The 13,205-nt window shown below is 51.8% G+C and carries 7 protein-coding genes; 2 read left to right on the top strand and 5 right to left on the bottom strand.

Annotated elements, in window-relative coordinates; all coding sequences use genetic code 11:
* Window positions 1–13: 13 nt before the first annotated feature.
* From carB to LZ24_RS03700, 4 genes are all read right to left on the bottom strand, one after another.
* Window positions 14–3,214: a carbamoyl-phosphate synthase large subunit gene (carB, locus tag LZ24_RS03715; protein WP_144682483.1), complete on the bottom strand. Its 3,201-nt coding sequence runs from the start codon at window positions 3,212–3,214 to the stop codon at window positions 14–16.
* Window positions 3,215–3,409: 195 nt separating this feature from the next.
* On the bottom strand, window positions 3,410–5,116 hold the full coding sequence (locus LZ24_RS03710) for an acyl-CoA dehydrogenase family protein (protein ID WP_144682480.1): 1,707 nt from the start codon (window positions 5,114–5,116) through the stop codon (window positions 3,410–3,412).
* Between the two features lie 678 nt (window positions 5,117–5,794).
* A complete protein-coding gene (locus LZ24_RS03705; protein WP_144682478.1) occupies window positions 5,795–7,282 on the bottom strand; it encodes a sigma-54-dependent transcriptional regulator in 1,488 nt (495 codons plus the stop codon).
* 32 nt (window positions 7,283–7,314) lie between these two features.
* The gene (locus LZ24_RS03700; protein WP_222427518.1) at window positions 7,315–7,923 is read right to left on the bottom strand and encodes a VOC family protein; all 609 of its coding nucleotides are present in this window, start codon (window positions 7,921–7,923) and stop codon (window positions 7,315–7,317) included.
* Between the two features lie 489 nt (window positions 7,924–8,412).
* Here LZ24_RS03700 and LZ24_RS03695 point away from each other — a divergent pair, with 489 nt between their 5' ends.
* Window positions 8,413–10,212 carry an acyl-CoA dehydrogenase gene (locus LZ24_RS03695; protein WP_144682476.1) on the top strand — a complete coding sequence of 600 codons (1,800 nt, stop codon included), beginning with the start codon at window positions 8,413–8,415 and terminating at the stop codon, window positions 10,210–10,212.
* A gap of 110 nt (window positions 10,213–10,322) precedes the next feature.
* Here the strand turns inward: LZ24_RS03695 and LZ24_RS03690 are convergent, their stop codons facing one another.
* Window positions 10,323–11,609 (bottom strand): EAL domain-containing protein, encoded by a 1,287-nt coding sequence (locus LZ24_RS03690; RefSeq protein ID WP_186442909.1) that lies wholly within the window; start codon window positions 11,607–11,609, stop codon window positions 10,323–10,325.
* 544 nt (window positions 11,610–12,153) lie between these two features.
* Here LZ24_RS03690 and LZ24_RS03685 point away from each other — a divergent pair.
* Entirely contained in the window at window positions 12,154–13,107 is a 954-nt protein-coding gene (locus LZ24_RS03685) for a universal stress protein (RefSeq protein ID WP_144682471.1), read from the top strand.
* Window positions 13,108–13,205: the final 98 nt, after the last annotated feature.

The following is a 13,205-nucleotide window of genomic DNA, read 5'->3' as shown; positions in this document are numbered from 1 at the left end:
ATCCCTTTTCTTTTCAGCTCATTTCCCCATGGAATTCCTGCAGACTCTGCACCGCTTCCTTGCCCTGCCTGCGTGCGGCAATACCCTTTGCCGCAGCAATGGCTGCCGCAGGGGTGGTGATATAGGGAACCCCAAAGCGGATGGCTGCTTTACGGATATAGGAATCATCCGTAATACTGTGCTTACCCGAAGGCGTGTTCAGAAGCAGGTTTACCTCATTGTTTTTGACCGCATCCCCGATATTGGGCCGTCCCTCCCGAAGCTTTTTCACATTTTCAGCAGGCACACCATTTTTTTCCAGGAAGGTATGGGTACCGCCTGTGGCAAGGATTCTGAAACCCATTTCATGGAAAAGCCTTGCGGCCACCAGGGCTTCTTCCTTGTCCGGATCTGCCACCGTAATGAGAACCGTACCCTCCAGAGGCAAAAGGGAACCCGTTGCTTCGGCAGCTTTGAAAAAGGCCAGCCCCGGAGAATGGGCCATACCCAGCACTTCTCCGGTGGAGCGCATTTCCGGTCCCAGCACAGGATCCACCTCAGGAAACATGGGGAAGGGAAACACGGCTTCCTTTACACCAAAATGACTGAAAACAGGTCGCCTCAATCCCAGATCCCCAAGTTTTTTCCCCAGCATGATGCGCACGGCCATACGGGCCATGGGAATGGCACAGACCTTGGAAACCAGAGGAACGGTGCGGCTGGCTCTGGGGTTGGCTTCCAGAATGTATACCCTGCCGTCTGAAATGGCGTACTGGATATTCATCAGGCCCTTAACGCCCATCTCCACAGCGATTTTCCGGGTATATTCCTCTATGGTTTCAACATGCTCAGGCAAAATGGTGACCGGTGGAATCACGCAGGCGGAATCCCCGGAGTGCACCCCTGCCATCTCAATGTGCTCCATTACCGCAGGCACAAAGGCATCTTTGCCGTCACAAATGGCATCGGCTTCGGCCTCCGTGGCGCTCTGGAGAAAGCGGTCGATGAGAATGGGACGGTCCGGTGTAACAATCACGGCCCTTGACAGGTAATTTTTCAGGCTTTCCTCATCATGTACCACCTCCATGGCCCTGCCACCCAGCACGTAGGAAGGCCTTACCATCAGGGGATAACCGATGCGGGAAGCAATGGCGATGGCTTCCTCTTCCGTGGCCGCCATACCGGATTCGGGCTGGGGAATGCCAAGGCGTTCCATCATGGCATTGAAAAGGGCCCTGTCTTCGGCCATGTCTATGGTGGCCGGGCTGGTGCCCATGATGGGGACACCGGCTGCCTCAAGCTCCTTTGCGATGTTCAGGGGCGTCTGGCCGCCAAACTGCACCACAACCCCTTCACATTTTTCCTTCTCATAAATGGCCAGTACGTCTTCCACGGTCAGAGGCTCAAAATACAGCTTATCCGAGGTGTCATAATCCGTGGAAACGGTTTCAGGATTGCAGTTCACCATAATGGTTTCATACCCCGCATCCTTCAGGGCAAAGGCGGTGTGCACGCAGCAGTAGTCAAACTCAATGCCCTGACCGATACGGTTGGGACCACCGCCCAGCACCATCACCTTTTTGCCCGATGAAACAGCCACATCATCTCCGCCATGCCAGGTGGAATAATAATAGGCCGCATTGTCAACGCCACTGACGGGGACGGGCTCCCATCCGGGCTTTAGGTTCAGGGATTTCCGTTTTTCCCGGATACTCCCTTCGCTGATGGCAAGGAGCTTTGCCAGATAGCGGTCTGCAAAACCGTCTTTTTTGGCCTGAACAAGCAGGGCATCGGGAAGCATGCCGCCTTTGTGCTTCAGAATCTCTTCCTCAAGATCCACAAGCTCTTTCATCTGCTCAAGGAACCAGGCCTTGACACGGGTAACACCATGCAGGGTTTCAATATCCGCACCCTTTCTCAAGGCTTCGTAAAGGATGAAGTGCCTTTCGCTGGAAGGCTCCGTGAGAAGTCCCATGAGATCTTCAAGGCTTTTTTCATGGAAATCCTTTGCAAAGCCAAGGCCATAGCGCCCTGTTTCCAGGGAGCGGATGGCTTTTTGCATGGCTTCCTTATAATTTCTGCCGATGCTCATGACCTCACCCACGGCCCGCATCTGGGTGCCTAAGCGGTCATTGACGCCCTCAAATTTTTCAAAGGCCCACCTGGCAAACTTGACCACCACATAGTCCCCGGACGGGGTATAGCGGTCCAGGGTACCGTCCCGCCAGTAGGGCATTTCACTTAAATGAAGCCCTGCCGCCAGCCTTGCGGACACAAGGGCAATGGGAAAGCCCGTGGCCTTGGATGCAAGGGCCGAAGATCTGGACGTTCTGGGATTGATTTCAATGACCACCACCCTGCCCGAAGCCGGATCATGGGCAAACTGCACATTGGTACCGCCGATCACCTCAATGGCATCCACAATGCGGTAGGCATAGTCCTGCAGCCTTTCCTGAAGCTCTTTTGAAATGGTGAGCATGGGTGCCGTGCAGAAGGAATCGCCCGTATGCACACCCATGGGATCCACGTTTTCGATGAAGCAGATGGTAATCTTCTGGCCCGTGGCATCCCTTACCACTTCCAGCTCCAGCTCTTCCCAGCCGCGCACGGATTCTTCAATGAGCACCTGACGCACAGGGCTGGCCGCCAGCCCCCTGGCAACGATATCTTCAAATTCTTCCATGTTATAGGCAAAACCGCCGCCCGTGCCGCCCATGGTATAGGCAGGCCTTACCACCACGGGAAGCCCCATGCCTTCAACGGCAGCCATGGCTTCTTCCATGGTGGTGACAATTTCACTGCGGGCCGTTTCTATGCCGATCTCCGCCATGGTCTTTTTAAAGGTATCCCTGTCTTCTCCGCGCTTGATGGCATCAAGGTTAACGCCTATGACCTTTACGCCGAATTCTTCCAGAACCCCGGCTTCCGCCAGAGCCGAAGACAGGTTGAGTGCCGTCTGACCGCCAAGATTGGGCAGAAGGGCATCGGGCCTTTCCTTTTTAATGATTTCCCTTAAGCTTTCCACATTGAGGGGCTCAATATAGGTGGCATCCGCCATGCCGGGATCTGTCATGATGGTGGCGGGGTTGGAATTGACCAGAACAATGCTGTAACCAAGGGCTCGCAGGGCCTTGCATGCCTGGGTGCCGGAATAGTCAAACTCGCAGGCCTGACCAATGATGATGGGGCCGGATCCGATGATGAGCACCTTATGAATATCTTGCCGCCTGGGCATAGCCATGCTCCTTTTTTAGGGGGAGAGGTAAAAAAACGCATTTTTTTCGGCCGCAATATGGCAGACTTTAAAAAAATCCGCAAATGCTTCCCTTACAGGGTTTTTGAAAAAACTTCCAAAAAGGCAGCAAAACGCCGGAGGCCTTTAAAAGGCTTACCGGCGTTTTGATTACTCACAGATTAATGGACTTAAAAATCAGTCCTGATCCCGCATCTTATACTGACCTTTCAGGCTGTACACCTGCTCCGTCCAGATTTTGTTGAAACGCTCCGGATTGGCCGCAGGTGCCTTGATCATGGCAAGGGCCATTTCCCTCTGTTTGTCCGTATTGGAAGGCTTGGTGAAAAGGGTGGTGGCGTGCCTGCTGAAATCCCGGATCATGAAATCAAAAATTTCCTCAATCAGATCGTCATCCAGCTCCGGCCAGAACTCACGGGCTTCGAGGATGAGCTGTCCATAGGGAACAAGGCAGAAAATCTCTCCCAGAACCAGCAGATAATCGATGTCTCTGGCCTGAGCTTTGTCCGGTGTGGCTTCCACAAGGTATTTTTTGAAGCTTTCTATCTGCTCTTTGAAGACATTCACATTGGGCAGATCCACATTTTTGTAGGCAAGGTTGTAGTCGTGGAACTGCACCTTACTGAGACCGGCCGTGGGTCCCTGATCAAAGAGAAAATCATCATTGGCCACATCATCCCGCTTGGGTACTTTGGGGAATTCCGCAGGATTGAAGAGGAAGTTGTTCATGAACTTGACAATCAAAGCCATGTTCACATGAACCGTACCTTCCAGCTTGGGCAGCATGCGGATCTCGTGGGCCGCAATTTCAAAGAAGGGTTCCGCCTCAAAGCCCTTGGCCGCAATGATGTCCCAGAGCATGTTGATCACCTCTTCACCCTGGGTGGTGACCTTCATCTTCACCATGGGATTGTAGAGGAGGTAGCGGCGGTCATCTGCCTTGGCGGAACGCATATAGTCGATGGCCCGCTCGGAAAAGACCTTCATGGCCACAAGACGGGTGTAGGAATCCGTAAAGAGCCGCTTCACATGGGGAAAATCCGTCACATACTTGCCATAGACGTTGCGGTTGGCCGCATGGTCAATGGCCTCATAGAAGGAGTGGGTGGCCATGCCAATGGCACCCCAGCCGAGATTGAATTTGCACACGTTGATGGTATTGAGCATGTTGTCCCATGCCTTGGGGCCCCGCTCCATAATGTCCGCATCGGTGATGGGATAATCGTGGAGGACATACTCAGCCACATAGTTCTGCTCGTTAACCGTATTTTTTACACACTCATACTGGGGATGCTTGGAATTGGCCGCAAAAAAGACATAGTCATCGGTGCCCGCAACCTTTCCGAAGGTGGAGGCAATGGCGCACTCGTTGCCATTACCGATATAGTATTTATCGCCGTTGGCCTTGTAGGTGCCATCTTCCTGGGGATAAAGCATCATGTCGGAGGAATAGATATCTGCCCCGTGCTCTTTTTCCGAAAGACCAAAGGCAAAGACCTCTCCATCCTGAAGAAGTTTGGCTGTTTTATGTTTGATTTCCTCATTGGAACCCATCCAGATGGGGCCAAGGCCCAGCATGGAAACCTGATAGGTGTACCAGTAGGTGATGCCGTAGAAAGCTGATATTTCGGCAAATACGGAATTTCTGTAGGTGTCCCAGCGGGAGTCTTCGGCACCGTAACCCGCAGGGGTCATGAGGGTGGCCATGACCTGATTATCCTTCATGAATTTGACAAATTCATAATTCCAGGTTTTGTCATGCCAGTCTTTCTTGATGCTTTTCAAGCCCTTGGTTTCAAAATAATCAATAACGGCCTGCATCATTTTCTGGGTTTTTTCATCGGCATGCTTGCGGTTGTGCAGTTTGGGATTGAATAGTATCATCTGCCTTGCTCCCTTGGAAATGAGGTGTGTGAATCAAAACTCCGGGAATGCCATTGGCAAAGGCCCCTCAGACCCCTTTGCTGCGGGGATGGGGCATGGTCAACCCGGAATTTCTGTAAAGATTCAGCCTGTGGAATGGATGGCCGGACAGATTTTTTTGTCCGCAATGCAAACCTTTACACATGCCGAACCGGATCAGATCAGCAAAAGCAAAAACACTCTGGCCCGGAAATGCTTGTGTGCTAACTATATCCTTCAGGAAAGGGTCCGGGACAAAGTCTTTTTTTCTATCCTATCAAAAAATAGCTTGTGCGCAAGGGATAAAAGAAAAAAATATGGCAACTGTTCAGCACGGTTTTCCAAGTACCATAGCTGCAAGACAGATGCACAGGCCCCAGGCTATTTGCCCGTGACGCAATCTTATTCGGGAGCTTCTTGCCCTGTGCGGAAGCGGCAAAAACTCCCCGCCACAGGCAGGATAAGCTTTTTTATTACCATGTCAGGCTTTTGTACGCTGCCTTTGTGGCGGCTCAGACAGTTTGCCGCTTCTTTCGCACAGGCCTGCGAAGCTCTGATCCGAAACGATTGCAATGTCACTTGCAAATAGCCACGGAGCCTTGCAACAGTACGAAGCTGCTGAATAATTACAAAATATGCTAATAACCACATCGTATAGCATTACCCGCCCTGCCCCCCCTGTGCAGCCCGCCATCCGTCGATGTATTTTTTCACCGTGCGCCTGTCCAGACCGGTCTGGCGGGCCACTTCCTCATAGGTGCGGGAAACCTCATAGCGACGGGCGCAATAGACCATGAGCAGCTCCTGTGCCGTAAGGGTTCCGGACTCAATTCCTTCCAGAATATGGGCATCAAGGGATACCGGCCGGGATCGTTTTTCCCCCTCATAGACCGATGTCAAGAGAATCCGGCGGACGGCCTGCTCCACTTCCCGGACATTTCCCGGCCATGGGTAGTCGGGTCCGGGTCTTTGGGCAAGGGTCTTTTTTGCCATTTCCACCAGCTCCGGCGAGGGAACTCCCACAAGGCGTGTCACCGTATGATCCAGCAGGGTATCCAGCTCGGCCGGATCTTCCCGTATGCGCTGGCGCAAAGGAGGAACTTCAATGATGTCCGAAGAAAGACGGTAATAAAAATCGTCCCTGAAAACCTTTTCCCGTAACTCCTGAAGACTTTTGTTGGTGGCAGCAATGACCCGGCCATGGAAGCGCATGGCCTCATGGCTGCCCACAGGATAAAAGATTCTTTCCTGCAGAACATTGAGCAGCTTGATCTGAACGGGGGTGGAAACCTCACCGATCTCATCAAGAAAGATTGCCCCGTGGGGTGAACATCTGGCAAAAACCCCCTTAAAATCCTCCACAGCCCCCGTGAATGCGCCCTTTTTATGACCAAAAAGCTCTGACTCCATGAGACTTTCGGGAAACTGGGAAAGGTTTAAGGGAACAAAGGCAAGGGTAAAACTTTCCACAAAACGTTCTTTTTCAGGATCAAAGGGAATATAGCCGGACCTGCCGATGGCCGCAGCGGCACTTCCCTTTCCCGTACCCGTTTCCCCCAGAATAAGGGTAGAAAAATCTTCCATCCGGTTCACAAGGTAGCGCTCGTAAAGATCCAGATTTCTGGTAAAGACATTGTTCCAGAGACTTTCCCGGAACTTTTTCATGGAAGGCGATCTTCCGGAAAGACTGCGGTCGATGAAGTGGTAAGCCCTTCTGAGCTGAAAGGCCAGCTCAAAGGTATGCCGGGTTTTCAGTCCCCTCCTCTGGAGCAGGGCAAGGGCCTCTTTTGTGAAAGGCACACGTACCGGTGCATTGCCTGCTTCCATCTGTGTCTCAATCAGGGCATCAAACTTTCTCCGGAATGCGTAGAAAAGTTCAAAAAGAAAGGTGGTACGCAGAAGAACCTTATCCCTTCCTTCATAGGCATCCAGACTGGCCCGTCCCTCCCTTTCCAGCAGGCTTATTTTTCGTGAGACCTCTTCCACCATGCGCCGTATCCGCTCCTGCCTGTCCGTTTCCGGAAAAACGCCTGCAATGGCGGCATCCAGCTGGCTTCTGTCATCGCTGAAGGGGTTGGTCATCCCGGCCTTGAAAACCAGCTCAAAAAAATTGCGCTCGGACTCACTGAGGCGTTTTCTGGGGGGCATAAAGACTCCTTGGATTGAAGGATCATGGCAGCTTAACGGGGCACAACATCCCTGCCTTCACCGGGATAGAGGATCAGCTCAGGAATCTCTTCCGGATCAGGAAAGAGCTGCGTTTGGGGAAAAGGGCCTTCGGCAACTTCCGGCAAAGGATCTTTTTCCGCCAGTACGGGGCTGGACCGCAGATCCCTGCTGCCTGCAGGAGAAGAAAATTCCACGGCAATATTGTTGGGATCAAAGGTGTAGACGGAATGGATGAATCCGTGGTCCACAGACTCGGAAACCCATACGCCTGCGGCCTCCAGCCTTGCCTTTATACGGGCAAGATCCCCGTCATTTTCCATGCCAATGGATACATGGTCAAATCCGAAGGGGCCTTTAACGGGAACACCGTGGTCCTTTTCGCTAAGGGCTTCCACTTCCGGCCACTCGAAAAAAGCCAGTGCACAGCTTTCTGAAATGGAAAAAAAATACTGGCGGTATCCTTTTCTGCCAAACCCCAGAAAAAGGGGCAGCCCCACCAGATCCCGCCAGAAACGGATAGTGGCTCCCAGATCCCGGGTGGCAAGGGCCAGATGGTGAATACCGGTGAATGTAAGGGGCTGACGCATCATCTTTTTCTCCGAATCGATACAAGAATCCATCTGATTACCACTGATTTTCAGCCATACAAACCTTCATTACAGGTAACTGTTCGGCACAGATTTCCAAATACCAAACCTGCAAGACAGGTGCACAGGCCTTCAAGCCTGCCCCTGTGAAAGCGCACTTCATGGGCCCGGCAGCCACCTGAACAGCCCCAGCCTTGTTTTTGGTTGGGTAACCAGCATAAACCCTGTCTGCATTTCTGAAAAGCGGTTATTGTTCCAATTTGGAATGCGTAAATATCTTTAAAAATCAATGAGGCTTACGATTTTTTTGAATCTTTATTCATTTTTTTAAATAGCGATTATTGAACTATGACAAAAAAAATGTTTTGAGGGTTGAATTATAGCCTGAGGATTTTTTCCTGCCACAGGCACAAGAAAAACAGACAGCAGCTTAAGGTCAGCCGGATTTCAAATCAATCTGATTTTTGACCCGTCTGATTTTTAATCACTGACTTTAATGCCAATGAAAAAGGAGATTTCAGGATGGCCCAATTGATTGCCGACCGCCGGGATGTGGATTTTGTGCTTCATGAACAGCTTGAAGTGGCAGAACTTGCCAAAAACAGTGCCTTTACGGAATTCAACCGTAAAACCATCGATCTTATTGTGAATGAAGCCAGAAATCTTGCCATCAAAGAAATTCTTCCCCTGCAGAAAATCAGTGACGAAGGCTGCGTGTTTGATGCAGGAACGGTACGGGTACCCGAAGCCTACCACAAGGTGTACAAAAACTATCTGGACGGTCAGTGGCTGGCCATGGGGGATACGCCGGAGTGGGGAGGGCAGGGAATGCCCAAGCCCGTATGCCTTGCGGCCAGTGAGTATTTCCACGGTGCCTGCAACTCCTTCATGCTTTTCCACATGGCCACCCACGGAGCGGCCCGGCTCATTGAAAATTTCGGTACGGAGGAGCAGAAAAATCAGGTACTGAAAAACATGTATGCGGGTAAATGGTCCGGCACCATGCTCCTCACCGAGCCGGACGCAGGTTCCGACGTGGGAGCCCTCAGCACCGTGGCCAGACGCAATCCCGACGGCACCTACTCCCTGTCCGGTTCCAAGATCTTCATCTCCGGCGGTGAGCAGGATATGGTGGAAAATATCATCCATCCCACGCTGGCCCGTATCGAAGGCGCTCCCGAAGGCACCCGTGGCATCTCCCTTTTTATGGTGCCCAAATACCGCATCAAGGCAGATGGCTCCCTCGGAGAATTCAATGATGTGGTCTGCACGGGCATAGAACATAAGATGGGACTGCACGGCAATGCCACCTGCTCTCTGACCCTGGGAGGCAAGGATGGGTGCATCGGCACCCTCATCGGAGAAGAGAACAAGGGCATGGCCGCCATGTTCCACATGATGAACGAAGCCCGTCAGATGACAGGCCTTCAGGGTTTTGCCAACGCCACCACCGCCTACATGTATGCCCTGGACTACGCCCGCCAGCGCATTCAGACCAAGCACATGACCGATCCTGCCGATGCAGGGCCTGCGGCCATTATCCGCCACCCGGATGTACGTCGCCAGCTCATGATCATGAAAAGCTTTGTGGACGGTATGCGCAGCCTTATTTACTACAATGGCATGATCCAGAACCGCTGCCAGCTTTCCGACAGCCCGGAAGAAAAGGAAAGACTGAAAAACATAGAAGAGGTGCTGACCCCCATCATCAAGGCCTATATCACGGACAAGGCCTTTGAGGTCTGCTCCCATGCGGTTCAGGTATATGGCGGCTACGGCTATGTGGAGGAGTATCCCGTGGCCCAGCTGCTGCGTGATGCCCGTGTTTTCCAGATCTACGAAGGCACCAACGGCATCCAGTCCATGGACCTTGTGGGCCGCAAGATGGGCATGAAAAAAGGGGCCGCCTTCATGGCGTATCTGGAGGAAATCCGCAGCACCATAGAAAAGGCGCGGAACATTGAATCCCTCCGGCCTCTGGCGGAAAATCTGGAAAAACTGCTGGGAAGCTATACGGAAACGGCCATGGTACTGGGCAAGGCCGCAGCCAGCGACAAGGTACTCAATGCCTTTGCCTTTACCCATCCCTTCCTGGAAGCCACGGGGGATCTGACCATGGCATGGATGCTTCTGTGGCGGGCCCTTGTGGCGGAGCCCAAAATTGGCCTGAAGAAAAAGGACGATGCCTTTTACAAAGGACAGATCACCACGGCCCGTTTCTTCATCAATACCCAGCTTCCCGTCACCGCAGGCAGACTTGCCTCCATCCGGGTCATGGATGGCGCAGCCATTGATATGGAAGATGCGGGTTTCGGGGGCTGATGCTCTGCAGGGTTTGTTGTAAAAAACCCTTAATTTGATTTGCAAAAAAGGAGACGGAGGCCTTGGGCCTCCTGCTCCTTTTTTTTAATGATTTTTCCGGTAAAGTTTTTTCAGCATGCCTCGTTAAAACAGAGATCACAGCAGACAATCCAGCTTTCTGATCCTGAAGTCACGTAACAGGAAAGGGTCTGGCACATCCCGTCTCCGGTAATGGAGCGGTAGGGCTGGGTGACCCGGACCCGGCCGGGAGTACGGAGGGCCCGTTTGAAATAGGGCCTGCGGAACCAGTCTCCGCTGCGTCCCTCCTGTAAAGGGGCAAAGCAGGTGCAGGATCTCCTTTCTGAAGCTGTACCCGTAAGGGTGGCACCCACCTGCAGCCCTGTGGGCGTCAGCAGGTAGCAGCGCAGAATTCTCGGATTCTTCAGCATATTTTTGAGGGCTTCCTCCGGTTTCAGTCCGGAACAAAGCTTCTCAAGGGCAAGGGAGAAAAGATCGAGAACCGGCTTGTTTTGTCTGCGCCACAGCTGCTCCTTTTCCCCCAGACCTGTCTTGCATCGCTCCATCAGGCCGTCAAAATCCGGAAAAACGGAAGGCGGATTCTTTTCCGGCCTGCCGAAATAATAACCCTGCACCATGTCGGCATCCGATTCCATGGCAATACGGGCTTCTTCTTCCCTTTCAATACCTTCCACAAGAACCAGAGCGCCTGTCTGGTGCAGAAGGGAAATGATACCGGGAAGCATGCGCCGGGTACGGGCTTCACGGCCTGCGCGGGCAATGATGGTTCGGTCCAGCTTCACAATGTGGGGAGAAATGCGCCAGATCCGCTCAAAGTTGGAGCTTCCTGCGCCAAAATCATCCATGGCAATGAGGCAGCCCAGATCCCTGAAAAAGGATATACCCCTGTCCATACGCTCCGGATCTTCACTGGCCTGCTCCACCACCTCAATCACTACGGATTCCGGAGAAAGTCCGTAATAATCCAGAAGCTCAGAAAAAAATGGGCCATATTGCCTTGCATGAACGGCCACATCGGTGGCCACATTGAGAAAAAGCCAGCTGTCTTTATTGCCAAACCTCTGAAAATTAGCCACATGGAGGGCACGACAGAGGCGGTCTGCCAGCATGCGTTTTTCCGTGGAAAATCCCTTGAAAAAATCCGGTGGGGCTACGGGAAGGCCGTTTCTCACTGGCCGTATCAGGGCTTCAAATCCCACAATCCTCTTATGGGCAAGGCTGTACACCGGCTGAAAAACCGATCCCAGCCCGTGGCCTGCCCAGTACCCTTCCCAGCAGTCCCCGCAGTCATGCATGAGGGAGGCCACCTTATTAAATGAACATGCAGATTCTTTGTTTGTCATGGCCATGGATTCGGGCCCTTTGTCTTCCTGAAACAAGCAGTGCCTCCTTTCAATATCATTCTTCTTTAAAGGGAAAACACAAATCATGCCAGAGGAGACACAAAGGCATAAAATGCTAATATAAAAGCAGTTCGCCCTGATTAAAAAAACCTGCTCCTTTCTTTTTTGTACAAAAATGTTTGTATTTCGGCCCATACAACAGCATTTTTGTATTTTTTAAGCTTCGCTTCCTATGGATGAGGGGGGCTCAACATCAGGGGAGGGAGGGGAAGGTATAAAGCGCAGCAGCTTTTCTGGGTTCTCACCTCATGGGTTCTGAAAATCTGTGAAAGGCATCCTGCTCCCGCCTTTTTACAAGATGGCAAAATCTTTAACAGGGCAAGCCCCAAACGCCCCTGTCTGCGCCTTCCTCAGTCAGACGGATAAGCATGCCAATTTTTTAAATCCTCCTAAAAAACAGCCTTTTCAAATCTTTATTACGCAAACAATACCGTGAGCTCCTTTACGGCACGCAGCCTGCAAAGACAAAAAAGGGAAAGATTAAAAAACAGAGATCCTCTGTGACGGAGAAGGAGAAATTATGGAACGCAAATATCTGATCGCCCTTGATGGCTCCACGGCATCCATGGCTGTCGCCCATTATGCCGCAGCCATGCTGCCCAGAGACCGTTCAGAAATTGTCCTTTTTCTTGTGGAGCTGGACATGCCGGAATCCTTCTGGGATATCTACCCGGATCCTGAAAATCGTATCCACAAAGAAGAAATGGCACAGTGGGCTGAAAGACAAAAGAAATGCTTTGCCAGTGTTCTTGAGGCGGCTCGCAGCATATTCGTGGAGGCGGGATTTCCCCCAAAAAATATCAGGATCAAAATGTTAAGGAGAAATACCGGTATTACGCGGGATATTATTTCCGAAAGCATGGATGGATATGCCGCTGTTTTCGCCGGGCGCAAGGGGTGCTCCAACCTTGCCCGCCTGCCCATCGGCAATGTTGCCCGGAAGCTGGTATCCCGCATTCTTCATATTCCCCTTGTGATCGTGGGGGAAAGTGCGGAAACAAACCATATCCTCATAGGGTTTGATGATTCACGGGATTCCAGAAACTGCCTTAGGCTTTCTGCTGCCCTTTTTGCAAATACAGACAAGCAGTTTCATATTCTACACATTGCCCGTTCTTTTAATCTCTTTAATGGAGAATTCCAGAACGGAGAATCCCGCAAGCCGGATGTAACCGTCGGATATCCTCTGGATAATCAGGATAAAAACCGGAGAATGCGAATAGAACCCGCCATGGAAAAGGCTCTTCTGATCCTGAAAGAGCATTCCGTGAAAAAAGCAAACATGGAAAGCCGGATTGTCACGGGCTATATGAACCGTTCCCTCGGACTTCTGGATACCGCAGAGAAAGAAGGCTGGGGAACCATCTTTGTCGGGCGCAGGGGGATTTCAAGAATACAGGATTTTCTGATGGGAAGGGTGGGGGAAAAGCTTGTGGAAATGGCAAGAGATCAGGCCATATGGATTGTAAACTGATCTGAGACAGGGCATTTTCTTTTCAGTCTGTTCCCACCTGCGGGATGCCCGCCTGCTGTCAGACTTTTTTTATGGACTCAGCCCCCGGGGCATGCTCT

Source organism: Desulfobotulus alkaliphilus (assembly GCF_007830435.1).
Classification (GTDB): domain Bacteria; phylum Desulfobacterota; class Desulfobacteria; order Desulfobacterales; family ASO4-4; genus Desulfobotulus; species Desulfobotulus alkaliphilus.
Note: the sequence above shows the minus strand (reverse complement) of the source record. Positions and strands in the feature narration are given on the sequence as shown.

What these genes read in the sequence shown, in the direction of transcription:
- carB (WP_144682483.1), bottom strand. Translation starts at nt 3,214, where the DNA reads ATGCCCAGGCGGCAAGATATTCATAAGGTGCTCATCATCGGATCCGGC.
- LZ24_RS03710 (WP_144682480.1), bottom strand. Translation starts at nt 5,116, where the DNA reads ATGATACTATTCAATCCCAAACTGCACAACCGCAAGCATGCCGATGAA.
- LZ24_RS03705 (WP_144682478.1), bottom strand. Translation starts at nt 7,282, where the DNA reads ATGCCCCCCAGAAAACGCCTCAGTGAGTCCGAGCGCAATTTTTTTGAG.
- LZ24_RS03700 (WP_222427518.1), bottom strand. Translation starts at nt 7,923, where the DNA reads ATGGATTCTTGTATCGATTCGGAGAAAAAGATGATGCGTCAGCCCCTT.
- LZ24_RS03695 (WP_144682476.1), top strand. Translation starts at nt 8,413, where the DNA reads ATGGCCCAATTGATTGCCGACCGCCGGGATGTGGATTTTGTGCTTCAT.
- LZ24_RS03685 (WP_144682471.1), top strand. Translation starts at nt 12,154, where the DNA reads ATGGAACGCAAATATCTGATCGCCCTTGATGGCTCCACGGCATCCATG.